Annotated in this window: 24 protein-coding genes and 1 tRNA gene; 12 read left to right on the top strand and 13 right to left on the bottom strand. The window is 53.3% G+C overall.

Annotated elements, in window-relative coordinates:
• Positions 1 to 17 precede the first annotated feature (17 nt).
• From GS12_RS00165 to yejF, 4 genes are read left to right on the top strand one after another with little or no spacing between them, the layout of a single operon-like run.
• A complete protein-coding gene (locus GS12_RS00165) occupies positions 18 to 1,826 on the top strand; it encodes an extracellular solute-binding protein (RefSeq protein ID WP_034942994.1) in 1,809 nt (602 codons plus the stop codon).
• A gap of 11 nt (positions 1,827 to 1,837) precedes the next feature.
• Positions 1,838 to 2,926, top strand: coding sequence for a microcin C ABC transporter permease YejB (locus GS12_RS00160; RefSeq protein WP_034942993.1), 1,089 nt, complete (start codon positions 1,838 to 1,840; stop codon positions 2,924 to 2,926).
• Entirely contained in the window at positions 2,926 to 3,951 is a 1,026-nt protein-coding gene (locus GS12_RS00155; protein ID WP_034942992.1) for a microcin C ABC transporter permease, read from the top strand. Before GS12_RS00160 ends, GS12_RS00155 begins: the two co-directional genes overlap by 1 nt.
• A 2-nt stretch (positions 3,952 to 3,953) precedes the next feature.
• Positions 3,954 to 5,537, top strand: coding sequence for a microcin C ABC transporter ATP-binding protein YejF (gene yejF / locus GS12_RS00150; protein WP_034942990.1), 1,584 nt, complete (start codon positions 3,954 to 3,956; stop codon positions 5,535 to 5,537).
• An 11-nt stretch (positions 5,538 to 5,548) separates the two neighbouring features.
• Here the strand turns inward: yejF and GS12_RS00145 are convergent, their stop codons facing one another.
• From GS12_RS00145 to rsuA, 3 genes are all read right to left on the bottom strand, one after another.
• Entirely contained in the window at positions 5,549 to 5,890 is a 342-nt protein-coding gene (locus GS12_RS00145) for a YejG family protein (RefSeq protein WP_034942989.1), read from the bottom strand.
• 258 nt (positions 5,891 to 6,148) lie between these two features.
• A complete protein-coding gene (locus tag GS12_RS00140) occupies positions 6,149 to 7,348 on the bottom strand; it encodes a Bcr/CflA family multidrug efflux MFS transporter (protein WP_034943088.1) in 1,200 nt (399 codons plus the stop codon).
• A 22-nt stretch (positions 7,349 to 7,370) separates the two neighbouring features.
• Positions 7,371 to 8,090: a 16S rRNA pseudouridine(516) synthase RsuA gene (gene rsuA, locus GS12_RS00135; protein ID WP_034942988.1), complete on the bottom strand. Its 720-nt coding sequence runs from the start codon at positions 8,088 to 8,090 to the stop codon at positions 7,371 to 7,373.
• Positions 8,091 to 8,259: 169 nt separating this feature from the next.
• Between rsuA and GS12_RS00130 the strand changes: the two genes are divergently transcribed.
• Both GS12_RS00130 and rplY read left to right on the top strand, forming a co-directional pair.
• Positions 8,260 to 10,014, top strand: a complete 1,755-nt coding sequence (locus tag GS12_RS00130; RefSeq protein ID WP_034916013.1) for a DEAD/DEAH box helicase — start codon at positions 8,260 to 8,262, stop codon at positions 10,012 to 10,014.
• Between the two features lie 137 nt (positions 10,015 to 10,151).
• Positions 10,152 to 10,436 carry a 50S ribosomal protein L25 gene (gene rplY / locus GS12_RS00125; protein WP_034916015.1) on the top strand — a complete coding sequence of 95 codons (285 nt, stop codon included), beginning with the start codon at positions 10,152 to 10,154 and terminating at the stop codon, positions 10,434 to 10,436.
• Positions 10,437 to 10,487: 51 nt separating this feature from the next.
• Here rplY and yejK read toward each other — a convergent pair whose 3' ends face one another.
• Complete coding sequence (gene yejK / locus GS12_RS00120) at positions 10,488 to 11,492, bottom strand: nucleoid-associated protein YejK (RefSeq protein WP_034916017.1); 1,005 nt, start codon at positions 11,490 to 11,492, stop codon at positions 10,488 to 10,490.
• A gap of 146 nt (positions 11,493 to 11,638) precedes the next feature.
• Here yejK and GS12_RS00115 point away from each other — a divergent pair, with 146 nt between their 5' ends.
• From GS12_RS00115 to GS12_RS00105, 3 genes are all read left to right on the top strand, one after another.
• A complete protein-coding gene (locus tag GS12_RS00115) occupies positions 11,639 to 11,866 on the top strand; it encodes a YejL family protein (RefSeq protein WP_034916019.1) in 228 nt (75 codons plus the stop codon).
• Between the two features lie 11 nt (positions 11,867 to 11,877).
• Positions 11,878 to 13,593 (top strand): LPS biosynthesis-modulating metalloenzyme YejM, encoded by a 1,716-nt coding sequence (yejM, locus tag GS12_RS00110; RefSeq protein WP_034942987.1) that lies wholly within the window; start codon positions 11,878 to 11,880, stop codon positions 13,591 to 13,593.
• A gap of 77 nt (positions 13,594 to 13,670) precedes the next feature.
• Positions 13,671 to 13,747: transfer RNA gene (locus tag GS12_RS00105), tRNA-Pro, on the top strand.
• Positions 13,748 to 14,078: 331 nt separating this feature from the next.
• Here GS12_RS00105 and GS12_RS00100 read toward each other — a convergent pair.
• The 5 genes from GS12_RS00100 to GS12_RS00080 form a co-directional block, all read right to left on the bottom strand.
• Positions 14,079 to 14,408: a hypothetical protein gene (locus GS12_RS00100; protein ID WP_034942986.1), complete on the bottom strand. Its 330-nt coding sequence runs from the start codon at positions 14,406 to 14,408 to the stop codon at positions 14,079 to 14,081.
• 70 nt (positions 14,409 to 14,478) lie between these two features.
• The gene (locus GS12_RS00095) at positions 14,479 to 14,805 is read right to left on the bottom strand and encodes a DUF1493 family protein (protein ID WP_034916024.1); all 327 of its coding nucleotides are present in this window, start codon (positions 14,803 to 14,805) and stop codon (positions 14,479 to 14,481) included.
• On the bottom strand, positions 14,802 to 15,248 hold the full coding sequence (locus GS12_RS00090) for an STM2901 family protein (RefSeq protein ID WP_034942984.1): 447 nt from the start codon (positions 15,246 to 15,248) through the stop codon (positions 14,802 to 14,804). The genes GS12_RS00095 and GS12_RS00090 overlap by 4 nt, the downstream gene beginning before the upstream one ends.
• 145 nt (positions 15,249 to 15,393) lie before the next feature.
• Complete coding sequence (locus GS12_RS00085) at positions 15,394 to 15,606, bottom strand: tyrosine-type recombinase/integrase (protein WP_034942982.1); 213 nt, start codon at positions 15,604 to 15,606, stop codon at positions 15,394 to 15,396.
• A 775-nt stretch (positions 15,607 to 16,381) separates the two neighbouring features.
• Positions 16,382 to 17,236, bottom strand: coding sequence for a DMT family transporter (locus GS12_RS00080; RefSeq protein ID WP_034942981.1), 855 nt, complete (start codon positions 17,234 to 17,236; stop codon positions 16,382 to 16,384).
• Between the two features lie 438 nt (positions 17,237 to 17,674).
• Between GS12_RS00080 and GS12_RS00075 the strand changes: the two genes are divergently transcribed.
• The 3 genes from GS12_RS00075 (at position 17,675) to GS12_RS00065 (ending at position 19,681) form a co-directional block, all read left to right on the top strand.
• Positions 17,675 to 18,502, top strand: coding sequence for a glycosyltransferase family 17 protein (locus GS12_RS00075; protein ID WP_034942979.1), 828 nt, complete (start codon positions 17,675 to 17,677; stop codon positions 18,500 to 18,502).
• Between the two features lie 140 nt (positions 18,503 to 18,642).
• On the top strand, positions 18,643 to 18,849 hold the full coding sequence (locus tag GS12_RS00070; protein WP_034916032.1) for a hypothetical protein: 207 nt from the start codon (positions 18,643 to 18,645) through the stop codon (positions 18,847 to 18,849).
• A 67-nt stretch (positions 18,850 to 18,916) separates the two neighbouring features.
• Entirely contained in the window at positions 18,917 to 19,681 is a 765-nt protein-coding gene (locus GS12_RS00065) for a 4'-phosphopantetheinyl transferase family protein (RefSeq protein WP_052118305.1), read from the top strand.
• On the opposite strand, the gene GS12_RS00060 is transcribed toward GS12_RS00065, so the two are convergent.
• The 4 genes from GS12_RS00060 to ompC form a co-directional block, all read right to left on the bottom strand.
• Entirely contained in the window at positions 19,671 to 21,341 is a 1,671-nt protein-coding gene (locus GS12_RS00060) for a multidrug ABC transporter permease/ATP-binding protein (RefSeq protein WP_034942977.1), read from the bottom strand. The genes GS12_RS00065 and GS12_RS00060 overlap by 11 nt on opposite strands.
• An 88-nt stretch (positions 21,342 to 21,429) precedes the next feature.
• Entirely contained in the window at positions 21,430 to 22,074 is a 645-nt protein-coding gene (gene alkB, locus GS12_RS00055; protein ID WP_034942975.1) for a DNA oxidative demethylase AlkB, read from the bottom strand.
• Positions 22,075 to 22,084: 10 nt separating this feature from the next.
• On the bottom strand, positions 22,085 to 23,125 hold the full coding sequence (gene apbE, locus GS12_RS00050; RefSeq protein WP_034942973.1) for an FAD:protein FMN transferase ApbE: 1,041 nt from the start codon (positions 23,123 to 23,125) through the stop codon (positions 22,085 to 22,087).
• 349 nt (positions 23,126 to 23,474) lie between these two features.
• Positions 23,475 to 24,593, bottom strand: a complete 1,119-nt coding sequence (gene ompC, locus GS12_RS00045; RefSeq protein ID WP_034916039.1) for a porin OmpC — start codon at positions 24,591 to 24,593, stop codon at positions 23,475 to 23,477.
• Between the last annotated feature and the right edge of the window lie 411 nt (positions 24,594 to 25,004).

Below are 25,004 nucleotides of genomic sequence, written 5' to 3'. Positions count from 1 at the left end.
TGGAGTCAATTAACACCATGATATTTCGCTGGTTTGCCCTGTTAATGTGCATTTTTGCGACGCAATACGCGCAGGCAGAAACCGTTCATCAGGGCGATGCGTTTGCCCAACCTGGCGACCCCAAATATAGCTCCGGCTTCAGCCATTATGACTACGTGAATCCGAATGCGCCCAAAGGCGGCACGATCACGCTGTCGGCTATCGGTACTTATGACAATTTCAACCGTTTTGCTTCGCGAGGCAACCCCGGCGCGCGGACGGATGAGTTATACGACCGTCTGTTTACCAATTCTGAAGATGAGCCAAACAGCTATTATCCCCTTATTGCTGAATCTGCCCGCTATCCCGACAGCTATCATTGGGTAGAAATCACGCTCAATCCCAGGGCGCGATTTCATGACGGCAGCCCGATAACGGCCCGCGACGTTGCCTTCACTTTTCGCAAATTTATGACCGAAGGCGTGCCGCAATACCGCGTGGTCAATAAAGGCATTACTGCCAGGGTTATTTCTCCTCTCACCGTACGCTTTGAGATGCCGGATGGCGACAAAGACAAGATGCTGTCGATGCTCTCACTGCCGGTATTTCCTGAAAAATTCTGGCAGCATCACCGGCTTGATGAGCCACTGCGATCGCCACCGCCGGGCAGCGGTCCCTATCGCATCAGCGCCTGGCGAGCAGGTCAGTATATTACCTGGTCTCGCGTGAAAGATTATTGGGCCGCCGATCTGCCGGTAAACAAAGGGAGATTCAATTTTGATACGGTGCGCTATGACTACTATCTGGATGATAACGTCGCCTTTGAGGCGTTCAAAGCGGGCGCGTTTGACTTCCGGACCGAAGGTTCGGCCAAAAAATGGGCAACCCAGTATCAGGGTAAAAACTTCGAAAACCAGCAGATTGTAAAGATGCAGAAGCCAAACGTCGTGGCGACGGATACGCAGTGGCTGGCATTAAACGTTAATAAGCCACAATTCAGCGATCGCCGCGTGCGGGAGGCGCTTGCACTGGCCTTTGATTTTGAATGGATGAATAAAGCATTGTTTTACGGCGCCTATAAGCGGACCAGCAGCTATTTCCAGAATACCGACTATGCCGCGCGGCAGCTTCCCGATGATAAAGAGTTGGCGATCCTCAATCCCCTGCGCGGGAAAATACCGGATAAGGTGTTTACCCGGGTTTATCAGCCGCCGGTTACCGACGGCAGCGGTTACGACCGCGGCAAACTGCTCAAGGCGCTGGATCTGCTGAAACAGGCGGGTTGGGTACTGAAAAATCAGAAGCTCATCAACGTAAAAACCGGCAAACCGCTCAGCATGGAACTGCTGTTGAACTCAGGCGGAAACGATCAGTGGGTTCTGCCGTTCAAACATAACCTGAGCCGGCTGGGCATTACGCTTTCAGTGCGTCAGATGGACAGTTCACAGTACCTCGCGCGCAAACGCAAACGCGATTATGACATGCTGCCCACAGGCTATTATGCTTTTCCTGCACCCGACTCCTCTTTGCAAATTATTTGGGGATCGGCCTACCTGAATTCCAGCTATAACGCGTCCGGCGCCACCAGTAAGGTCATTGACGATCTGCTGGCGCAAATTATCGCTCACCAGGCCGATAAGCAGTCGCTGGTGCTGCTGGGACGGGCGCTGGATCGCGTACTGACCTGGAACTTTTACATGATACCCATGTGGTACGGCGCCGAAGATCGATATGCTTACTGGAATAAGTTTTCAATGCCTGCAACGTTACCCACCTACTCTGTCGGTTTTGACGGCTGGTGGTATGATGCCAACAAAGCCGCGCAGTTGCCGGCCCAGCGTCGTTAAGGAGTCTTGATTTGGGCGCTTACCTGCTACGCAGAGTGCTGCTGATTGTGCCTACCCTGTGGGCGATCATCACTATTAACTTTTTTATCGTGCAGATTGCGCCGGGCGGGCCGGTCGATCAGGCGCTGGCGAATATTGAATTCGGCCAGAGCAGCGGTGTTCCGGGCGGCGACGCCTCGGCCATTCACAATCGCAGTGCGCTCAACGCCCACCCTGGTGACAGCCAGTACCGCGGCTCCCGTGGATTAGATCCGGAAGTTATCGCCGAAATCACCAAACGCTACGGCTTCGATAAACCGATCGGGCAGCGCTATCTGGACATGCTGTGGAACTATGCGCGCTTCAACTTTGGCGACAGCCTGTTTCGCAGCAGCTCGGTGATTGAACTGATAAAAGAGAGCCTGCCGGTATCGGTAACGCTCGGCCTGTGGAGCACGCTGATCATATACCTGGTTTCAATTCCACTGGGTATCAAAAAAGCGGTACGCAACGGCAGCGCCTTTGATATCTGGAGCAGCTCGCTGATTATTATCGGCTACGCCGTGCCCTCGTTTTTGTTTGGTATTCTGCTGATTGTGCTGTTCGCGGGCGGCAGCTATCTCGACTGGTTCCCGCTGCGCGGGCTGGTGTCCGCGCAGTTTGATTCCCTGCCCTGGTACGGGAAAATCGTTGATTACTTGTGGCACATCACGTTGCCGGTTCTCGCCACGGTGATTGGCGGCTTCGCCACGCTGACCATGTTGACCAAAAACGCCTTTATGGATGAAATTCGTAAACAGTACGTCGTTACCGCGCGCGCAAAAGGCCTCGGTGAAGAAAAAATCCTTTACCGACACGTTTTTCGTAATGCGATGCTGCTGGTGATCGCCGGTTTTCCGGCCACGTTTATCAGCATGTTTTTTACCGGATCGTTGCTGATTGAGGTGATGTTCTCGCTCAACGGCTTAGGCCTGCTGGGCTATGAAACCACCATCCAGCGCGACTATCCGGTGATGTTCGGCACGCTCTATATTTTCACTCTGATCGGTCTGCTGCTGAATATTCTCAGCGATATCACCTACACGCTGGTCGATCCACGCATTGATTTTGAGGGACGATAATGAGCCGTTTAAGCCCCGTGAATCAGGCGCGCTGGACGCGTTTTCGCCACAACCGCCGTGGCTACTGGTCGCTGTGGATATTTTCCGTGCTGTTTGTGCTTTGCCTGGGTGCAGAGCTGCTGGCGAACGAGAAGCCGCTGCTGGTCCACTATCAGGATCGCTGGTATTTCCCGCTGGTGGTGGACTATACCGAAACCGACTTCGGCGGCCCGCTGGCAACCGCGGCGGATTACCAGGATCCGTGGCTTAAATCCCGCCTGACCCACGATGGCTGGGCGATTTGGGCGCCGGTGCGCTTTGCCGACAGCACCATTAACTACGCCAGCACCCGCCCTTTCCCTTCTCCGCCGTCGTCGCAAAACTGGCTGGGCACCGATGCTAACGGCGGCGACGTACTGGCACGTATTCTCTATGGCGCTCGTATTTCACTGCTGTTTGGCCTGATGCTGACGTTGATTTCCAGCGCCATCGGCATCGTCGCAGGCGCCGCGCAGGGTTATTACGGTGGCAGAATTGATTTATGGGGGCAGCGTTTTATTGAGGTGTGGTCAGGGATGCCGACGCTGTTTCTTATTATTCTGTTATCCAGCGTGATCCAGCCCGGTTTCTGGTGGCTGCTGGCCATAACGGTGCTGTTTGGCTGGATGCAGCTGGTCGGCGTGGTGCGCGCTGAATTTCTGCGTACGCGCAACTTCGATTATATCCGCGCCGCACAGGCGCTCGGCGTCAGCGACCGGCACATTATGCTGCGTCACATGTTGCCGAATGCGATGGTCGCCACCCTCACCTACCTGCCCTTTATACTGGGCGGATCGATTACCACGCTGACCTCGCTGGACTTTCTTGGTTTCGGTCTGCCGCTCGGTTCTCCGTCGCTGGGTGAGCTGCTGTTACAGGGTAAAAATAATCTCCAGGCGCCCTGGCTTGGCATCACTGCCTTTTTTTCGCTGGCGATCCTGCTGTCGCTGCTTATTTTTATCGGCGAAGCGGTTCGCGACGCTTTCGATCCCAGTAAGGTGCACTGATTATGTCGCTGCTGGATATCAAAGACCTGAGCATCGCTTTTCGCCAGGCAGGCAGTGAATCGCGGGTCGTCGAGTCGCTGTCATTTTCGGTTGAAGCCGGTGAAACGCGCGCGCTGGTGGGTGAATCAGGCTCCGGGAAAAGCGTGACGGCGCTGTCGGTTATGCGGCTGCTACCTTCGCCGCCGGTGGTTTACCCGCAGGGCGAGATCCTCTTTGCCGGAACAGACGTGCTGAAGGCCGACGAGCGTATGCTGCGCGGCCTGCGCGGCAACCGCATGGCCATGATCTTTCAGGAGCCCATGGTGTCGCTAAACCCGCTCCACACCATTGAAAAACAGCTTTACGAGGTGCTGTCGCTGCATCGTGGGATGCGGCGGGAAGCCGCGCGAGCCGAAATGCTGAGCTGTCTCGATCGCGTAGGCATCCGCAATGCGGTCGGGCGCCTGAGCGATTTTCCTCATCAGCTTTCCGGCGGCGAGCGCCAGCGCGTGATGATTGCCATGGCGCTGCTTACCCAGCCTGAACTGTTGATTGCTGATGAACCGACGACCGCACTCGACGTCACCGTTCAGGCGCAGATCCTGACGCTGTTGCAGGAGCTGAAGCGGGAGATGAATATGGGGCTGCTGTTTATCACTCACAACCTCAATATTGTCCGGCGACTGGCGGATAACGTCACGGTAATGCGCAACGGGCGCGGCGTGGAGAGCAATACCACGCGCGAACTGTTTACGCATCCGCACCACGCCTACACCAAAACGCTGCTGGATGCGGAACCGGAAGGCTTTCCCGACCCGATTGACGCGTCACGTCCTCCGCTGCTTCGCGTAGAGGATTTGCAGGTAGCCTTTCCCATCAAACGCGGCCTGATGCGGCGTGTTACCGGTTATCATCATGCGCTGCGCTCGCTCAGCTTTACCTTACGGCCGGGAGAAAGCCTTGGTCTGGTCGGTGAATCAGGTTCGGGTAAAAGTACAACCGGCCTCGCACTCCTCCGTCTGCTTCGGTCACAGGGGGAGATCTGGTTTGACAATCAGCCGCTGCATCAGTGGGACCGCCGCAAAATGCTGCCGGTACGCCGTCAAATTCAGGTGGTGTTTCAGGATCCGAACTCTGCGTTGAACCCACGGCTCAGCGTGCTGCAAATTATTGCGGAAGGGCTGCGCGTTCACCATCCTGACCTCAGCGCGCCACAGCGTGAGCAACAGGTGATCGATGCCATGCAGGAAGTGGGGCTTGATGCGGAAACGCGCCACCGCTATCCCGCCGAGTTTTCCGGCGGTCAGCGCCAGCGCATCGCTATCGCCCGTGCGCTGATCCTGAAACCCCGGCTGATCATTCTGGACGAACCGACTTCTTCTCTCGACCGTTCCGTGCAGAAACAGATCCTGCTGCTGCTAAAACAGCTACAGCGAGAGCATCAGTTAGCCTATCTGTTCATCAGCCACGATTTGCAGGTGGTCAGGTCGCTGTGCCATCAGGTGGTGGTGCTGCGTCAGGGGGAAGTGGTCGAACAGGGCCAATGCGAGGCGATTTTTGCGCAACCCGCCGAGGAGTATACCCGGCAGTTGCTTTCGCTGGCTTAATCAGCCGCCCGTCAGGCGGAGCGGTGGCGGAAGGTTTCGGCAATACACACGCCGAAATTTTTCAGACGGCAGGTTGCAGCAGGCTCATCGTGCCGCGCGACAAACAGGCAGGGCTGACCTTCCCACTCGACGACGCAACACTCCAACTGAATTTCCGCCAGCGCCTCTTTGATGAACGTCATCACTTCCCACGCCTGCTCGCCCTGATGGCTCAGCAGGCACAGTCCCGTTAAGTCGTCCTCTGCGGCATTAATGCTGAGCATTACCGCCTCAGTACCGCTTCGGCCTGAAGCCGTACCTTTGCGATAGCTGTGCGGCAAACGGTGCACCACTGAATGTTGTAACGTATTCACCTGAACTCCCCGGTTCTGCTGCTCCCCTTCCCGAAAGGCGGGTCGGGATTAAAAAGAGGATGTATCAACGCGCTCATGTTGTTTTTGCGCGTCAGATCTCATAATGATCCTATATTTACCGCGTCGCCGGAATAATCACAATCATTTTTGATGCATATTGTTAACTTCTAAAGCGCAATAGATTCACATAACCACAACATCTATGCAGGCGAGGGATCTGAGACGCCGGGTGAACGACGTCTCAGAACAGAGAAGAGATCAGGCTGGTGCGCCTTTGCGCGGGCGGGTAGCGTAGATGAACAACGATACAGAGCAGGTGGCGCAGAAAAAAATTGCGCCAACCATTGGCCAGGCGCTGTCGAAGGTAAAGGTGGAGAGCAGCGCGCCGACTAACGCGCCCACCCCGAAGCGCAGCGTTCCCGCGAGCGAAGACGCCGTGCCCGCCATATGCGGAAACTCTTCCAAAATGACCGCCATTGCATTGGAGGAGACCATCGACACGCAGCCGATAAACATCGCCACGCCAAAAACCAGCGGCAAAAAACCCAGATTGAACGCGCTGACGATCATCAGCCAGACGCCCATCGAAAACTGTATCAACAGCCCGAAGCGAAACATCGCCACCGGGCCAAAGCGCCTGACGAACCTGCTGTTCAGCAGCGTCATCAGGAACAAAAACACCACGTTCAGCGCAAAATAATAACCAAAGTTCTGCGGATTAATATGGTTCAGCTCAATATAAACGAACGGCCCGGCATTAAGAAAAGAGAACATCCCGGCAAACGAGAAGCCGCTGGCCAGCATGTAGCTGAAGACGCGCTTATGGCGGAACAGTGATAAAAAGTTGCCCATCGTGGTGCGCAGATGAAACTTCTGCCGTTTATCACGCGGCAGCGTCTCTTTGATTTGCGTGACCACCAGCACTGTGGTCACTACCGCCGCCAGCGAAATGGCCCAGAAAATAGCATGCCAGCTCCAGACCAGCAGCATCCAACCGCCGACGATAGGCGCCAGCAGCGGCGCAATGGTGGTCACCAACATGACAAAAGACATCATGCGCGAAAACTCCTCCTTCGAGTAGCTGTCGCGCATCAGGGCGCTGATCACCACGCTGCCAGCGGCCGCTGAGAGTCCATGCAGGGCGCGCATGAAGATGAGCTGATCGATAGTCTGCGCCATCGCGCAGGCCGCCGCCGCAACGGCGAAAACCAGCGTGCCGACGGCGATAACCGGTTTGCGACCAAAGCTGTCCGCCAGCGGGCCATAAACCAGCTGTCCGAGCGCAAAACCCAAAATGTAGAGGTTGAGGGTCATCTGCACGCTGCCCGCCGACACGCCAAATTCCTGGGCGATTTGCGGCATCGCCGGCAGATACATATCGATCGACAGCGGCATTAACATTGCCAACAGGCCAAGGATCACCACCAGCCCCAGCGATGAGTTCTTTTCCTTGCGCATCTTCATGGTGTTTCGATTCTCACTATTTTCTGTTTAACTCTTTTGGCAGACCTACGCTGGCTATCTCATCCGCGCTGAGCGCACGGTATTCGCCCGGTTCAAGATCTTCATCAAGCACAATCTCGCCAATCCGCTCGCGATGCAGCGCCACCACGTGGTTCCCCACGGCGGCAAACATACGCTTCACCTGATGGTAACGCCCTTCGCTGATGGTCAGGCGCGCCTGCCGCTCGCTGACCTGCTCCAGCACGGCGGGTCTGGTGAGTTCTTTCTCATTGTTCAACTGAACGCCAGCGGCAAACTGTGCCGCAATATCAGCGGCAACCGGTGACTCCAGCGTAACCAGATAGGTTTTTTCGCAGTGGTGTTTCGGCGAGGTTATACGGTGCGACCACTGGCCATCGTCGGTCATCAGCACCAGGCCGGTGGTATCGATATCCAGCCGTCCTGCCGCATGAAGCTTATACGCGACGGGCTCTTCCAGAAAATAGAGAATGGTCGGATGGTCAGGATCGTCCGTTGAGCAGACGTAGCCCTGCGGCTTGTTCAGCATAAAGTAGCGCGGCCCCGTCTGCTGGGTGAGCGCGTTGCCATCGTATTCAACCTGGCTTTCCGCAGAAATCTTAAAGGCGCCTTCGCGCACCACTTCGCCATCTACCGTGACCTTACGTGCCCGCAGCTCGCGCGCCGCAATCGCGCGGCTGACTTCCAGCTGCTGAGACAAAAATTTATCAAGTCGCATTAAATCTGCATTGCCTGTGTAAAAGAGAGGGTTCGACATTGTCCGACGCACAGCGCCTGAAACGCGATCAAGGCAACCAGTATATAGAGAGTTGCCGGTCAGTCACAGTGGCTGGCGCGCGCGAAAGTGGCTTTCATGACATAATGCGGTTTTGCTTCCAGGTTATCTCATGTCGTTTACGCTGCGCCCCTATCAACAGGAAGCGGTTGACGCCACGCTCAGCTACTTCCGTCGTTCTCATCACCCGGCCGTGATCGTGCTGCCGACCGGTGCCGGCAAAAGTCTGGTGATCGCCGAGCTGGCCAGACTGGCGCGCGGACGCGTCCTGGTGCTGGCGCACGTTAAAGAGCTGGTGGCGCAAAACCACGCGAAATATCAGGCGTTAGGTTCTCAAGCCGATATTTTCGCTGCCGGACTTCAGCGCAAAGAGAGCCACAGCAAGGTTGTTTTCGGCAGCGTGCAGTCGGTGGCACGTAACCTGGCGCAGTTTGACAGCGCGTTTTCCTTACTGATCGTTGATGAGTGCCACCGCGTCAGCGATGAAGATGAGAGCCAGTATCAGCAAATTCTTGCCCATTTGCGCCAGCGCAATCCGCAGATGCGCCTGCTGGGACTGACCGCTACGCCCTATCGCCTGGGTAAAGGCTGGATTTATCAGTTCCACTATCACGGCATGGTCAGAGGCGACGAGCGGGCGCTGTTTCGTGACTGTATTTATGAGCTGCCGCTGCGCTATATGATCAAACATGGCTTTCTGGTGCCGCCGGAAAGGCTGGATATGCCGGTGGTGCAGTATGATTTCAGCCGCCTGACACCGCGGGAAAACGGTCTTTTCAGCGAAGCGGATCTTAACCGCGAACTGAAACAGCAGCAGCGCATCACACCGCATATCGTGCAGCAGATTGTTGAATTCGCCGCGCAACGTCAGGGCGTGATGATTTTTGCCGCGACGGTGGAACACGCAAAAGAGGTGCTGAACCTGCTGCCGACCAGTAAAGCGCTGATCAGTGCGGAAACGCCTGCCGCGCAGCGTGATGCCCTGATTAACGCCTTCAAGGCACGCGAGCTGCGTTATCTGGTCAACGTGGCGGTATTGACCACGGGCTTCGACGCGCCGCACGTCGATACCATTGCCATCCTGCGTCCTACCGAATCGGTCAGCCTTTATCAGCAAATTGTCGGACGCGGCCTGCGACTTTCACCAGGCAAAACCGACTGCCTGATCCTCGATTACGCGGGTAATCCGCACGATCTTTATACGCCGGAAGTGGGATCGCCAAAAGGAAAAAGCGACAACCAGCCGGTGCAGGTGTTCTGCCCCGCCTGCGGCTTCGCCAATACCTTTTGGGGGAAAACCACCGCTGACGGCACGCTCATCGAACACTTTGGGCGGCGCTGTCAGGGCGTGCTGGAAGACGACGACGGCGAGCGCGAACAGTGCGACTTTCGCTTTCGTTTCAAAAACTGTCCGCAGTGTAACGCAGAGAATGACATTGCTGCCCGTCGCTGCAATCAGTGTGATGCGGTGCTGGTTGACCCCGACGATATGTTAAAAGCGGCGCTGAAACTGAAAGACGCCCTGGTATTACGCTGCGCGGCCATGACGCTGGAGCGCGGCGGCGACGAAAAAGGCGAGTGGCTGAAGGTGCGCTACTACGATGAAGAAGCAACCGAAGTCAGCGAGCGCTTTCGGCTCTCGACGCCCGCGCAGCGCATGGCGTTTGAACAGGTTTTTTTGCGGCCTCACCAGCGCGCGCCCGGCGTACCGCTGGCCTGGAAAACCGCAGCGGATATTATTGCGCTCCAGCCGCTGCTGCGTTATCCCGACTTCATCGTGGCAAGAAAGCAGCGTCAGTTCTGGCAAATTCGGGAAAAAGTGTTCGATTACGCGGGCCGTTTTCGACGCGCTCACCCGCTTCGTTAGGCACAACGACGTTAATACATTGCTCAGCGCTGCCCTCCTGAGCTATAATGCGCCCCGCTTTTGCCTGGCAAAAGCTGAACACTCCCGCCTGCTGCTGGGTCGCCTGTAGCAGGATCATCAGATAAAGAGATTGAACAATGTTCACTATTAATGCAGTAGAACGTAAAGAGCAGGGAAAGGGTGCGAGCCGCCGCCTGCGTACAGCTAACAAATTCCCGGCCATCGTTTATGGCGGTAAAGAAGCAGCTGTATCTATCGAACTGGATCATGACGCCGTGATGAACATTCAGGTTAAGCCTGAGTTCTACAGCGACGTGCTGACCCTGGTTATCGATGGCAAAGAAGTGAAAGTTAAAGTTCAGGCTATGCAGCGTCACCCGTTCAAGCCAAAACTGCAACACATCGACTTCGTTCGCGTTTAATCGCGCACGATATCGAAAAAACGCCGCGTAATGCGGCGTTTTTTTTGTCTGTTACTTACCGTTGCTGCGACGCTGGAGCTGATCGCGCAGGTTAGGCGGCGTGCCTTTAATGGTCAGCGTATCGGTGGTCGGATCCCAAAAGATGCGTTCGCCCAACAGCATCGCGTCGAAGTTCAGCGTCACTCCTCCGCCGCTGCCTGAGAATTTGGTCAACTGACGCAGCGTGCTGCGATCCGCCGGAAAGGTCTCTTCCAGTTCGTAGCCCTGCTCCTGAGTAAATGCCTGGAAGGTTTTCTCGCCCAGCGGCGCAAGCTCCTGCGACAGATCGTTCAGTGCGATCTCTTCGCCCGCCTGAAGCTGCTCGTTACAGTAACTGTACACCTGTTGACGGTAATGTTGTCGTTCGTTTTTATCCAGACTGGCATCCGCGCAGTAATCATCAACTGCCTGAAGCAGCCCACGGTTTTGCGCTTTGGTATCAAGACCAACGCTGGCGCCAAGGAAATCCATAAAGAAGTCCGCCACTTTTCTTCCCACGCGACCGCGCAGAAACGTCAGGTAGCGCGTGGAGCCCGGATTGGTTTCCCATTCGGTCAAATCAATACGCGCTACGATATCAGCGTGGTTAATATCCAGGTAGTGCGTGGTGCTGATATCCAACTCATCGTTAACGTGCATGCTGTTCTGGCTGTTCAGCACCGCGATCAGCAGATATTCCACCGCCAGATAGCGATAGTGACCAAACAGCACGATGCCGCCTTCCGCAAAGGTGTACTTTGCCAGCTCATCGCGCAGACGACCCGTCGCGGCACGACTGAAGGCGAGAAAATCGTCTTCGCCTTTGCGGCAGTTGCGCAGCGCGTCCGCCAGCTCGCTCTCTTCATTAAACAGGCCATAGGCTTTATTTTTGGCGCTGTAAACGCGATGCAGTTCTTCCATCATGGCGGTGACGGGGGCGTTAACAGGCAGCAGCGACTCCCGCAGAACCAGCTCCAGCGTCTGTTCGTCGCGCTTGATTAGCTGATGCAGGGCAATCTGCTCGATATCCAGACTCATAGTAAACTCTCCTTTTGACCGGGGCGCATATTCAAACACCGAGCGCGTTGGCAATCAACAGATGACGGCCGATAAAAGTGCGGTAAAAATCGCGCTTTTACGGTAAGATACCGCCCTTTGCAGCCCACTAAATTAAATTCGACGTTATGCCACAATCATCCCGTTACAGTGACCAGCGCGTGGAAAAACTCCTCGCAGAAATGGTTAAGGTGCTTGAAAACGACAAGGCGCCCACCGATCTTTCCCTGATGGTTCTGGGAAATATGGTGACCAATTTGATTAATACCAGCGTGGCGCCAGCGCTGCGTGAGTCGCTGGCGCGCTCTTTCGCCGGGGCGCTTCAGGCCTCCGTGCGCGATGACAAAGCCCACTGATGTGATCCGCTATGGTAACTAACCGGCAGCGCTACCGAGAAAAAGTGTCCCAGATGATAAGCTGGGGGCACTGGTTCGCCCTGTTTAACATCATTGTTGCCTTCGTTTTAGGTAGCCGCTATCTGCTGATCTCCGACTGGCCAGCCTCACTGGCCGGGCGCATCTATGCCTTTACCAGTTGGATTGGCCATTTCAGCTTTATTGTTTTTGCCGCCTATCTCTTAATTATCTTTCCGCTGACCTTTGTGGTGATGTCGCAGCGGCTGCTGCGTTTTCTGTCAGCGATAGTCGCCACGGCAGGGTTAACGCTGATCCTCGTCGACGGCACGGTGTTTAACCGTTTTCACCTGCACCTGAATCCGGTCGTCTGGGAACTGGTGGTCAACTCCGATCAGAGCGAGATGGCCCGCGACTGGCAGTTGATGTTTATCAGCGTGCCGGCCATTTTTCTGGTGGAGATGTTGTTTGCCACCTGGAGCTGGCAAAAGCTCCGCAGCCTCAATCGACGCAGCTTCGGTAAGCCGCTGGCGGTATTTTTCATGGCGGCTTTTTTTGCCAGCCATCTGATGTATATCTGGGCCGATGCAAACTTTTATCGTCCCATCACCATGCAGCGCGCCAACCTGCCGCTCTCTTATCCCATGACGGCTCGCCGTTTTCTGGAAAAACATGGCCTGCTTGATGCGCAGGCGTGGCAGCGACGTCAGGTAGAACAGGGCAACCCGGAAGCCGTTTCCGTTGCCTATCCGCTCGGCAATATTGATTTCCGCGATGCGGGTACCCGCAATAACCTGCTGATTGTGACCGTGGACGCGCTTGGCGCGACCAGCACCATGCCGGCACTGAAGCAGTTTGCTGATGAAAATGTTAATTTCACCCAGCACTTCAGCGCGGGTGCGCGCTCCGACAGCGGCTTGTTCGGCCTTTTTTACGGTATATCTGCCAGCTATATGGACGGCGTGCTCTCTTCCCGCATCCCTTCCGCGCTGATTGGCGCGCTGGCTAAGCAGGGCTACCAGTTCGGCCTGTTCGCCTCCGATGGCTTCAGCTCATCACTCTATCGCCAGGCCTTGCTGACCGACTTCTCTCTCTCTCCGGCGAAAAACCAGTCGGACAGGCAAACCACCGCGCAGTGGCAACGCTGGCTTGAATCGCAAAAAGAGAATAAATCGCCCTGGTTCTCGTATGTTTCGCTGGCCGGTGATACGGATCGCCATCATGCGCGCGGCACCGCATCGATAGATGGACAGCTAAAAATCATGCTGGATACGTTGAAAGAGCGTGGCTTACTGGATAATACCGTGGTGGTGATCACCGCTCAGCACGGCGTTACGCCAGATGCGGACAGCAGCGTGGGTAGCCGCGCAAGCCTGCACGTTCCCCTGGTGATCCACTGGCCTGACACACCTGCGCAGCAGGTCACCAAGCTCACCAGTCATAAAGATATCATGAGCACGCTGATGCAACGTTTGTTGCATGTCAGCACGCCGCCGACCGACTACTCTCAGGGAGAAGATCTCTTCTCTGCCAGACGACGCCATGACTGGGTGGTAAGCAGCAATAACGGTCAGTTGGTGGTTACCACGCCGACATTGACGCTGGCGCTCGACAACGACGGCAGCTACGAAGCCTGGGACAGCCGCGGCAAGCGTTTAAAAGACTATAAGCCGCAGCTTGCCTTGCTGCTCCAGGTTTTAACGGAAGAGAAGCGTTTTATCGCCGATTAATCTGTATAAATTCAGAGCAGTCAACGTGTTAGCGCTTGCAATCGTCGTTAAATTCATTAGTATAGGCTCCCACGTGTCGGCACGTAGCGCAGCCTGGTAGCGCACTGTCATGGGGTGTCAGGGGTCGGAGGTTCAAATCCTCTCGTGCCGACCAAAAATCTCCAACGTTTTGTCTGGCAACGTTCAGAGAGAACCATAAAAAACAGTTTAAACAGTAGGTTGTTGAAGCCTGCTGTTTTTCTGTTGTCTGGTGAAATCCTGCTTGATACAGTGGAATCCACCTGGTTCAGGCACACGCGTGTGGATACGGTTCTAAAACTGCCTTTTTGATATGCCCAAGTCTTCCGGGGAGCAGAATGGAGACTGTCATGGGTAAGATCACCCGACGCTAACTCAGTTGTACGGGCATAGCTCGCAGGCGGTGACGCTGGCCTGTTGTGGAAGCAGGGGAAATGTTGTTTTACCAGGACATTTGAGAATGATGATTAGTTAACTTCCTGAGTCTTATCTTTAAATCTCTTTAGACCAATAATTGCCACAGGTGTGATTCCGAGAAAAACCTTGTCGATTACTTCATTTTTTTGATTTAGAGAGTGAATATCAGGTGAAACACCTCTGATTATCGCGTAATAATCTTTATTTTCACTCCATAAAGTTTGCATCTCCTTTTCATCAAAGAAAATTTCGTACTTCCCAATGCGATCCGGGCATTGAGGACGAGCATTATTGATTGCGTATAAATAACCATCATTTTCCACGCTACCTGAATCGAATAGAGCACCACTCTTAGTTATCGCAAAATATTTATCAGTCATTTTTAGCCTTCTTAAAGAGATTTTCTGGTTTATAATTCCATTAAAATGAGCATTGTCTGTTCAGCACTGATTAATCATAAAGCCATTTTCCCGCTCTTGCTGACTCTGCGAACATTCGTACTGTCAAAGGCTTACTGCTTTGTCTAACAGGTTTACGGGTAAACCACTTTCTAAAAAACCATTCATCTTTCCAAGGGTAATAATGATTCATATCAATATCTGAAGTATTAACATTGAATTTTTCATCATATTTTTCTATTGCATAGATAAGTTCATCAATTTCCGAATAGCTTTGTAATGCTGTATCAAGTTCTAAAGGTATTTTTTTGAAAGTGATAGTTGCAAGCGTAGAAATCTCTTCACGGAAGAATTTCAGAACATCATTATCGCTAATCATATTTTATGCTCATAACTGACGATACGATTATATTCTACCATTGTAAAAAAGACGATCTGTGAAACGTCTTTTGCTAAAACTACCCACCCCACAACTGGAACAGCTCTCCCAACAAACACACCCAGATTATTTACCATCCTGAATTTAAAATGCTGAATGGATTTTTTTGTCAAAGTGGGAAGAATATTTCTTTTGAGCCTGATATTTAGCCATCTCCGGAAAAAAACAGATGCGTATGAAGTGCCTGGTGTTGCAGTCATCGGTTTGCCAGGCACATCGATAGAGTTATCACCCAAGAGTAAGGCTGTGATAGCAGCTAAATCCTGCACACCCAATTGTTTCTCAACATTTGTCACAAAAACCCAAAAAAGTAACTCATACGGCGATAGATTACTTATCCCTTTGTAGAAGTACGTCCCATTAAGTTGTTCAACTGTATCCACAGGTGTGCGCTCCCTCTCACTATAACTAAGTCCGGCTTAATATAGAGCCACAGTCAGTGGGGGCAGTCAAGATTACCACTCAACGAGTTACCTGGTTTTTCCGTAAAACCGTGAGGCTAAACAGCGGCTTATTTTGTCTCTGCCATCACACAAGTTTCAGCAATTCAAGTCCGGCTGTTGACAGCGGAACATCCCTTGCCTCGCCGTTTTTAGTTATATCGTACTGAAGGGAAATTGTCTTCTTCCTGAAATCGATCATATTCAGCCTGAGTGCCACGATCTCATTACGGCGCATCGCTGTTTCCCATGCCAATATAATGATCGGTATTGATTTGACACTGGCACGTTCCAAAACCATCTCATATTCATCGCGTTCAATGATCTTATCTTGTGGCTTATCTGGTTCGGGCAGTTTGACGCCAGCAACTACATCCTCGCACTCAATCCCCTTCTCACAGGGTCACCAGCGTAAGAAACGAGAAAGTAATTGCAGTTCCAGCCGTACGGTTGATCCTGAAACCTCTTTCAGTCGTTTGTTGCGGAAGCAGATAATTTGATCGCGCGTAAATCATTCCAGAAGCGGATCCGGGAAGTGGCGAGCCAATACAACCCAACGGAAATAAGCTGACTCATAACCGCCCCGTTTCTTACCGTCTCACTCCATAGCCTCTTTCATATATTGATGAGTCAAATGCTTGATAGGCCGCCCTTTGTTGGGAGTCAATATGTTGATTTTGTTAATATTTTTTATGTTTTCGCCCCAGCTTCAGCCTTTTCTCTGGTGAGGTCAAAGGATTAATCGCAAGACTAGCCCTTTGACTTTTTGTACCTTTCTGCACATGTGCAATCACATCATGCACACGCTTTTAAACCCTCTATGTCGTCTCCTTTCCATGACAGGACATAATATCGCTGTGCTCCCTTCTGTCACCGTCCCGCATAATAGTCTCCCGACATACTCATGCAGCCCCGGAGGAAATTTCTCTGCATAAAGTCCGCTTTACCGATGTCACTGAAGGACACCATGGCCGACAAAGCGGCTGTCTGCTAAGAAGGATCAGGATTGCGAGTGAAGGCAACAACGTGACGGGTAAGACGGAACAGCGAGCTAAACATATAGCCCGCTGTTGTACCTATGGTTTTCTGAAGACCAGACTCACTCCGCCGATAATTGCCGCCATACCGATAATTCCTGATAACGGCAACCTGTTGCCGAGCAGTACGTAGTCAAGAATGGCAGTAATAACCGGAACCAGATAAAACAGGCTGGTAACATTAACGATATTTCCCGCATTCAATAAGCGATACAGGAGCAGTTGCGCGAGAACGGAAATGAATACGCCAAGGAAAAGTACCGAAATCACAAATTCCCCGTTGAAGTTAATCCGGAACGAACTGAAAGGCACAAAGAAGAGGCAAAGCAGCAAACTCACGGCATATTGCACAGGTAAAACTTCAGCGGGAGAGTAAGGAAGCTTTTGCTGCAAAATTGCGCCAAACGTCATAAACAACAGGGCGGCGAGTGCAAACATGAGCCCCTGCCCCGACATCTGCGCCGCCGCAAGGCTGCGCCAGACCAGTAATATCAACCCACTTAGCGCTATAATTAATCCGACCACCCGTCTGCCATTCATTTCCGGCTTAACGAGGCAAAGCGTTAACAGAGGTTGAATGCTCATAATAGTGGCAATTAAACCCGGCGTCACGCCGTGCGCCATCGCCTCAAAGTAGCATAGCGAATAGCCGCCAATTATCATCACACCGCTCAGAAGCACCTGTTTTCGTGCTATCGGTGGGGGTAGCAAGCGACCCCGGATAATACCCAGCGTCAGCAATACGATTAACGCGACGATAAACCGGCAGGCTATCAGCGCAAGCGGTGAGGCATTATCGAGCCCCAGACGGGTAAAAATAGCCGCGCTTCCCCACAGAAGAACGAACCCAGAAATAGCGCCCTGAGACGCAAGAAAAGATTTATCGAAAAGCATGGATTAGCTCCAGTTTCCAGTCACTGCAATAGAATGATTAACGCGTAAACGCGTCAACAAATCAGGGAAATTACGCCCTGTAACAGGCAGTTGCAGACGCAGGAGGCGGAGGCGGACAGAGGCAGGCAAAGAAACCGTGACGCAGCACCGCAGCGAACATCGGCGAGCCGATGATGTCACTGGCAGAATAACAGATCGATGCGTTGTTCATGGTCACGGAAGTTAAGTGGATGATTAATAGCCGTTAAGCTAGCATAATTGATATCTGATTCACAACTGTTCTTACGATTTGCGGCACTGATTCCAAAGAAGAATAAGAGGAATTTATCAGGTAGCGTCATTCTGTTAAGATCGCTTTCCTTACTACGGTGAGCAAACAAAAAATAACTGAATTTTTAGTTTATTTTCAGATCTTTTCCTCGGGAATGACAGGTCAAAATGATTTACGACTGTTTTTTATATTACGACGAAGACATGCTGTTAACGATCAGGCTGAATACCCTGGCAAACTGTGTCGACAAATTCGTTATTGTTGAGTCCACTCATACTTTTACGGGAAAACCTAAAAAATTGAACTTCGATCCTGAGAAGTTCAGCGCGTTCAGGGACAAAATCATCTATGTGGTTTTTGATCGCTTACCGCATGAAGACGCCTGGCAAAACGAAGCCGACACGCGAAATGCCATCATGCGCGGGCTGAGCGATGCCCATGGAAACGATCTTATTCTGATTTCTGATATCGATGAGATTTTTTCGCCAGCCGTTTTTAACAAGATCGATCCGCGCGCTCTGTGCACGGTAATTCACCAGAATTTTTATAATTACCAGTTTAATCTCCAGGTATTTAACGTCGATGGCACAGCGCGCCAGTGCAAGCTTCCTAAAGCCGTCAGGTTCAGGCATCTGGTCAATTTTTTTCACGGTGAGCCGGAAACCCTGCGTAATGTGAAACGGTCAGCCATCAAAAAGAACTGGTTCAAATGGCAGTGGCTTAAGCTACGTACCCGCATTGTTACAAACGGAGGATGGCATTTTTCATGGATAATGGATCCGCAACGGATCGCTGAAAAAATGTCCTCTATTTCGCATACCGAATATGACCTGCCGGAGTTTAACAACCCTGAGCATATCGCCAGAGTCATTCAACAGGCGGAAGATATTTGGGGACGTGACCGAAAACTGATAGCTCAACCGCTCATCAAGCCAGATTTCCCTGACTGGCTGGTGGATAATCGTGACGCCTTTCGCGAATTCATTAAGCACTGACCTGGACATAACAGATGACGCTGGCACTGAAAGCGATAGCACAAATCTTAAAGCGCCACGCTGAAACAAAACTGTCATCTTTTTAACACATTACAGCACTAATCTCTTACAGTACAACAAGATACTGTCATGGGCTTATGATGCCAACCATTAAAGCGAAAGATATTAAAGATGCAGATGACATGCTCGGGTCAGGCGTGCGTAAAGTGGCGCTACCGGAGAATATCGACAGCGACGATTTTTTTCGCCTTGCCAGCCACTGGTGCGAAAGAGGCGCGAAAGTCTCGCTCAAAGAGGGGCGATTTGTGGTTTCAATAAAAGGCATGGCTATCCCGCCTAACGACTGACTTACTTTGCCATACAGACGTCAATCTGCTTAAATTGCCGTTTAAGCAGATTGCAGTCAGGTGCCGTGTGGATCAACTGTCCCTCTCTCTTTACCACGCCAACGGCCCGATAACTCTGGCACCGCCGCTGACATCGCGCCATTTTTTGAGTGCCCTGCACTGCCACCCCCTGCCCGAAAAGCCCGCGGTTCTGCTCTTTCAGGCTCGCTACCATCCTGCGCGTTATCATCAAAACCTGCACGATCTGACGGGCATTCCTCTTCCTGCGCCGTTAGAAGCGGCGGTAAACAAACGGCGGGCGGAATACCTGGCGAGCCGCGCTCTTGTCCGTCACGCGCTTGAAGTCTTCCATCTTTCAGATTTTCTGCTGGTCAACGATGCCGATCGCGCGCCCTGCTGGCCGGAAGGTATCGCCGGTTCGCTGTCGCATACCGACGGCTACGTGTGTCTGTTGCTTGCGCGTGCGCAGAACGATTTACTGGTTGGCGTGGACGTTGAGCAGATCATGCGTGATGAAACGGCGCATGAAATGGCGGATATGATTATTAACGCACAGGAGAAAGCGCTCCTACAGCAAAGCGGCCTGCCCTTTGCCTCAGCGCTCACCGCGGCGTTTTCACTGAAAGAGAGTCTCTATAAAGCGCTGTTTCCAGGCCTGCGGCGCTTTATCGATTTTCATCAGGCGGAGATCGTTGCAGCAGAACCGCAGCTTGCCAGGGTTACGCTGCAACTGCCGCAGGCACTCTCTGCGCTTTTACCTGCGGGCAGATGCTTCAACGGGCACGTAATTATCAGCGGCAGCGAGCTGCTCAGCCGCATCGTTACGTCGTGATGTCCGCCTGGCTCGCCACGTCGGTGCGTTTTACCGCATCAAGCGTCGCCATTTCGCGCTCTTCGCCGGTCAGTTCGCTGAGCAGGCCGTCACGCATCTCCAGCAGCCGGTCGGCGTGCAGGAAGTAGTGATCGTCATGGCTGATTGCAAACACCGTTTTTCCCATCTCCTGGAGCCACGGCAGCAATTCGCGATAAAAAATACGGCGGAAATGCGGATCCTGATCGGCGGCCCACTCGTCAAGCAGCAGAATATCGCGCTGTTCCGCCGTCGCCAGCAGCAGCGCCAGCCGCTTGCTTTGTCCTTTTGACAGCTTCAGATTAAGCACTTTGTTACCATCCAGTTTGATTTTGTCCTGCATTTTCAAACGCTCAAGCCAGCTCTGCACTTGCAGCGGGTCGGCAGGCTCGCCGCGATGATCAATTAATCGATCAAACAGATGCACATCGGTAAAGACCGCAGAAAAGAGCGCGCGATAGCGTTCCATGTTCTCCGCCACAACGGGCTTGCCATCCAGCAGGATCTGCCCGGAAACGGGCTGATAAAGGCCGGTGAGCAGCATGGCAAGCGTAGACTTACCGCTGCCGTTGCCGCCGATCAGAAACACCAGCTCGCCGCGTTTCAGGGTCATATTTATCGGGCCAACCGCAAAGCCGCTATCGCCGTAACTGAACATCAGCTCGCGCAGTTCAAGCGTCTGCCAGGTCTGCGAGGCAACGGGCGGCGCAAACTCGGGGCGCCAGGCGGTCAGTTTGAAGGTGTTCAGCTTATTAAAAGCCACCTGCGCACTGAGCAGCGTCGGCAACGCGCCAACGGCGGAAAGCAGCGGCGTACGCAAGAAGAGCAGCGTCAGTGAATAGGTGGCGGCAACAGCCGTATCGGCCCAGCCAAGGCTGTTCGCCATAAAGAACACCAGACCAATCGCACCGAGCATCATAATGTTCGACCAGTTTACCGCGCTGAGATGGAAGGTGTCGGCACGCACGATATGATGGCGATAGGTGCGCGCGTTCTCCTGATAGACCGTTTCAAAAATCTGTCCGGCGCGCTGGCGGTTGAGCGCCAGCTCCTTACGGCCTTCAATGATGGTGTGATAATCGGCGTAAAGCGCGTCTTCCGTTTCACGCAGCGTCGCCATGTGGCGATAGACTTTCGATACCAGCAGCCAGCCACCGATAATGGTTATGGCCACCCAGACGGCGGTGACAAACAGCATTTCAGGCGAGAGCCAGGCCAGATAAGCCGCAGAGCCTACGGTCAGAATAATGCCCTGAATCAGCTCCGGCAGACGCACAAAGGCGATAGTGATATTACGAACGTCGCTGGTCAGCCCGGCCAGCAACTGCGCGCTGCCAATCTGCTCAATGCGTTCAACCTGGGTGTCGAGAATACGCTTGATAAATTCGCCGCGCAGGCGATAAACAAAGTGATGTCCGAGTTGGGTCAGCGCCAGCTGCGAGCCAAGCGTGACCGCCATCAGCAGTACCAGCAGCCCCAGAAACTCCGGCAGCACCATCAGCGACGTATTCACTGAGACGATCAGTTCACGGTTAATAAAGGCGATCAGCCCGATACCCAGCACGGCGCTGAGCAGGCTGAGAAGAATAACCGTAATGAAAGGCCAGCGGTACTGACGGTAAACGACGCGAAGCAACTCCATGACACCACCCGAATATGCGTAATTGAGCATGCAGTTTAATGAGATGAAAGGCGATATCAATAATAATTCTCATCCGCCACCTAAACCGTCAGCGAAAAGCACGACGAAAGGTCAGATTGAAGCGAAACGCGCCGGCCAGCGGATGAACGCCCGGCTTCAGCGGCAGAATGCCGTGATAACGCAGCCGCGACGGGCCGCCCCACACCACTACGTCGCCATGCTCCAGCAGCACCCGCTGCGTGGCGTCGCCGCGTTCAAAACCACCAAACTGAAAAACCGCCGGCAGTCCCAGCGAGACGGAAACGATCGGCGCCTTCAGATCCTGCTCGTCTTTATCCTGATGCAGCGTCAGTTTTGCGCCCGGCTCATAGCGGTTTATCAGGCAGGCATCCGGACTGAAGCCCGCAAAACCGGCCTCCTGTGCGCAGGTCACGGCCAGCGCGCGAAAGCGATCCGGCATCGGTGGCCAGCGTTTGCCGGAGGCGCTGTCCTGCTCGCTGTAGCGGTAGCCACGCGAATCGCTTGACCAGCCGAAATTACCGCAGTTGGTCATCGCCACCGACATGCGGTGGCCGCCTGGCGTGATGCGGTGGTAAAACGGATTTTGCGCGGCAACGTCGTTGATCAACGTTATCAGCGCCTCGCTCTCATCGCGCGCGCGACGGCGCAGGATAACGGCCCCGTCCGCCAGCGGCTCTGACCAGGGCGCATCTTCACTAAAGAGATCCAACATGGTGACTCCTCTATGGTGATAAAACGAATGACCTGAACTGCGGCGACATCCAGCTAACAAACTCATCGCCCTGCCTGATGATCAGATAAACGGCAAGCTTCTCCCTCAGCGCCAGCGCCTTCGCCTTCTCTTCGCCAAGCACCATCAGTCCGGTATCCCAGCCGTCGGCCTCCAGCGCGGTGGTGGCGATCACCGTTGCCGAAACCAGCCTGTGCTGAATGGGCGCGCCGGTGGCGGGGTCAATAACGTGAGAAAGGCGTTTGCCGTCCAGTTCATAATAGTTGCGATAGCTGCCGGAGGTGCTGATTCCGTGCCCCTGAAGGTCAACCACCGCCTGCGCGGCGTTTTCCCGGTCGGTGGGTTTCTGAATCGCCACCTTCCAGGGTTCGCCCTGCGGGTTGAGCCCGCGGGTCAGCACCGCGCCACCGACAGAGACAAGATAGCGGGTGATGCCCTCTTTCTCCATCAGTCGTGCGAGATGATCGGTCGCAAAGCCCTCGCCCACCGTGGACAAGTCCACATAGAGCGCAGGCAAGTCTTTTTGCAGATACGCGCCTTCCGCACGCTGAATAACGCGCAGGTGCGACAGCCCGGTTTTTGCCCGCGCCGCTTCGATCTGCGCCTGAGTTGGCGTTTTCACCGGCTGCTTGTCCGGCCCGAAGCCCCACAGGTTCACCAGCGGGCCGACGGTGATGTCCATTGCGCCGTCGGTTTTTTTACCGATGCGCAGCGCCTCCGTAACAATATCCGCCATGTCATCGCTAACCGGCTGCGGCTCGCTGCCGCGATAGCGATTGAAGCGTGACAGCACCGAGTCTGCTTTCCAGGTTGAGAGCGTGCGATCGTCGTCGTCGAGCTGCCGCTGCACGGCTTTTTGCAGGCTTTCTTTGCGCTCGGGTGCCACGTCAGCCAGGCTGACGCGCCAGAATGTTCCCATTGTGCTTCCCTGAAGGATCAGCGCGGAATCGGCGCGACTCTGGTTTTGATTGTCACAGCCCGAAATCATAATAAATACTGCTAAACCAGCATAGTACAGACATTTGTTCTTCATTCTTCCCTGCATGCCTCCAGAAAATATTGGCCCGAAAAACGCTGTTTTTAGCGGTTTTCGCCGAAATTAGTTACTTGATATTGATCAAAAGGCCCATCAGGATAGGGATTGTACGCACCTCCTGAGGAGGTTGCCGTTATTAATCAGAGGAGATCCTGCATGATTTATTTCGTACTCCTTGCCGTATGCGTTGGGCTGATTATCCTTTCAGGCTACAAGCATTACAAGCAGACGCATAATAAGCAGCTCTATCGTCCTTATCGTCGGGTAAGATCGTAAAAGCGCAGAGAAAACGGCGGGCAGTCAGTAAGCCGGAGAGAAACGGGAGCGCGAACGCGCTCCCGACACATCAGAACTGGTAAACCAGGCCAACGCCTACGACGTCATCGGTATTGATACCTGCCGCATCGGTAAATTCGTTGTCATCCAACAGATTGATTTGGTAATCAACATAGGTCGACATGTTTTTGTTGAAGTAGTAAGTGGCGCCCACATCAACATATTTTTTCAGGTTCTGCGAGCCGTAGCCGTCAATATCGCTGGCGCGAGAGTTGACGAACGCCAGAGAAGGACGCAGGCCGAAGTCAAACTGATACTGCGCAACCAGCTCCCAGTTATCCGCTTTGTCGGCATAGCCGTAAGCGTCTGAACCGCTGTCGCCAAAGCGATTCGCGTTATAAGAGCGGGTGTACATGGCTGCCAGATAGATGTTATTGGCGTCATATTTCAGGCCACCCGTATAGGCGGAAGCTTTATCGCCGCGACCAATGATATCCGCCGAGCCCGGCGTGCCGCCGTTCTGACGATCGGTGCGATCGGAGCTGAACATCGCCGCGCCGACACCAAAGCCGGAACCAAGATCGTAGGTGGTTGACAGACCCCAACCGTCGCCGTTTTCGCCCAGCACGTCACGTCCGCCTGCCGATTCCGTTGGATTGTCGTTTTTGCCCTGGTACTGTACGGCAAAATTCAGGCCGTCAACCAGGCCGAAAAAGTTGCTATTACGGTAGGTCGCCATGCCATTGCCGCGCTGGAACAGATAGTTGTCCGCGCCATAGGTATCGCCGCCGAACTCAGGCAGTACGTCGGTCCAGGAGCTCACATCATAGATTACGCCGTAGTTACGACCATAATCGAACGATCCTGCATCGCCGAACTTCACGCCAGCAAAGCCTACGCGGGTAAAGCTGTCGGCCGAGCCTTCTGCTTCGGAGGTATTCAGCGCCGCCTGATATTCCCACTGGCCATAGCCGGTCAGGTCGTTGCTGATTTGTGTTTCACCTTTGAAACCGAAACGCACATAGGACTGATCGCCGTCAGAGCCGTCATTGTCAGAGAAGTAGTGAAGACCGTCTAATTTGCCAAAGAGATCAAGTTTATTGCCGTCTTTGTTGTAGATTTCCGCTGCGCCTGCCTGCCCGGCGATCAGCATCGCGGGAACCAGGAGGGAGAGTACACGAAGTTTCATCTTATTAGCCTCTTGTTATATGCCTTATTTGCCACTGCGTGCTGAACATTGATTATTCAGTCGGCAATTCATACTAAGACGCGAGACGTAATAAGCCATAAAGAAAATGCTACTAAATCTCCAAATATGTTTCTTTATGTAATATGAATATTTCAAAAAGTAAATATCGCGGAACTTTCATTCAGCACGTATTGACAAAATATATAGCACGCATCGCTAAACAAATATAATTTTGTTTAAAATCATAGAGATAATTTAGAGCAATTTGCGGAGCACTCAATGATAAAAAAACAACGTCATCTGGTTATACAATGAATTCGCTATCATCATTTACTATTTATTATTACCTTCATTCACCCCGAATGAGTTGTTTTACCCCTTTTCCTGCCGGGCCTTGTGCCCGGTCTTTTT

This window comes from Erwinia oleae (genome assembly GCF_000770305.1).
Classification (GTDB): Bacteria; Pseudomonadota; Gammaproteobacteria; order Enterobacterales; family Enterobacteriaceae; genus Erwinia; species Erwinia oleae.
Note: the sequence above shows the minus strand (reverse complement) of the source record. Positions and strands in the feature narration are given on the sequence as shown.

Bases quoted from the DNA above. Each gene is read 5' to 3' on its own strand.
- GS12_RS00165 (WP_034942994.1), top strand. From the start codon at position 18: ATGATATTTCGCTGGTTTGCCCTGTTAATGTGCATTTTTGCGACGCAA.
- GS12_RS00155 (WP_034942992.1), top strand. From the start codon at position 2,926: ATGAGCCGTTTAAGCCCCGTGAATCAGGCGCGCTGGACGCGTTTTCGC.
- yejF (WP_034942990.1), top strand. From the start codon at position 3,954: ATGTCGCTGCTGGATATCAAAGACCTGAGCATCGCTTTTCGCCAGGCA.
- GS12_RS00140 (WP_034943088.1), bottom strand. From the start codon at position 7,348: ATGCGCAAGGAAAAGAACTCATCGCTGGGGCTGGTGGTGATCCTTGGC.
- rsuA (WP_034942988.1), bottom strand. From the start codon at position 8,090: ATGCGACTTGATAAATTTTTGTCTCAGCAGCTGGAAGTCAGCCGCGCG.
- GS12_RS00130 (WP_034916013.1), top strand. From the start codon at position 8,260: ATGTCGTTTACGCTGCGCCCCTATCAACAGGAAGCGGTTGACGCCACG.
- rplY (WP_034916015.1), top strand. From the start codon at position 10,152: ATGTTCACTATTAATGCAGTAGAACGTAAAGAGCAGGGAAAGGGTGCG.
- yejK (WP_034916017.1), bottom strand. From the start codon at position 11,492: ATGAGTCTGGATATCGAGCAGATTGCCCTGCATCAGCTAATCAAGCGC.
- GS12_RS00115 (WP_034916019.1), top strand. From the start codon at position 11,639: ATGCCACAATCATCCCGTTACAGTGACCAGCGCGTGGAAAAACTCCTC.
- yejM (WP_034942987.1), top strand. From the start codon at position 11,878: ATGGTAACTAACCGGCAGCGCTACCGAGAAAAAGTGTCCCAGATGATA.
- GS12_RS00100 (WP_034942986.1), bottom strand. From the start codon at position 14,408: ATGACTGATAAATATTTTGCGATAACTAAGAGTGGTGCTCTATTCGAT.
- GS12_RS00095 (WP_034916024.1), bottom strand. From the start codon at position 14,805: ATGATTAGCGATAATGATGTTCTGAAATTCTTCCGTGAAGAGATTTCT.
- GS12_RS00085 (WP_034942982.1), bottom strand. From the start codon at position 15,606: ATGGTTTTGGAACGTGCCAGTGTCAAATCAATACCGATCATTATATTG.
- GS12_RS00080 (WP_034942981.1), bottom strand. From the start codon at position 17,236: ATGCTTTTCGATAAATCTTTTCTTGCGTCTCAGGGCGCTATTTCTGGG.
- GS12_RS00075 (WP_034942979.1), top strand. From the start codon at position 17,675: ATGATTTACGACTGTTTTTTATATTACGACGAAGACATGCTGTTAACG.
- GS12_RS00070 (WP_034916032.1), top strand. From the start codon at position 18,643: ATGCCAACCATTAAAGCGAAAGATATTAAAGATGCAGATGACATGCTC.
- GS12_RS00060 (WP_034942977.1), bottom strand. From the start codon at position 21,341: ATGGAGTTGCTTCGCGTCGTTTACCGTCAGTACCGCTGGCCTTTCATT.
- alkB (WP_034942975.1), bottom strand. From the start codon at position 22,074: ATGTTGGATCTCTTTAGTGAAGATGCGCCCTGGTCAGAGCCGCTGGCG.
- apbE (WP_034942973.1), bottom strand. From the start codon at position 23,125: ATGAAGAACAAATGTCTGTACTATGCTGGTTTAGCAGTATTTATTATG.
- ompC (WP_034916039.1), bottom strand. From the start codon at position 24,593: ATGAAACTTCGTGTACTCTCCCTCCTGGTTCCCGCGATGCTGATCGCC.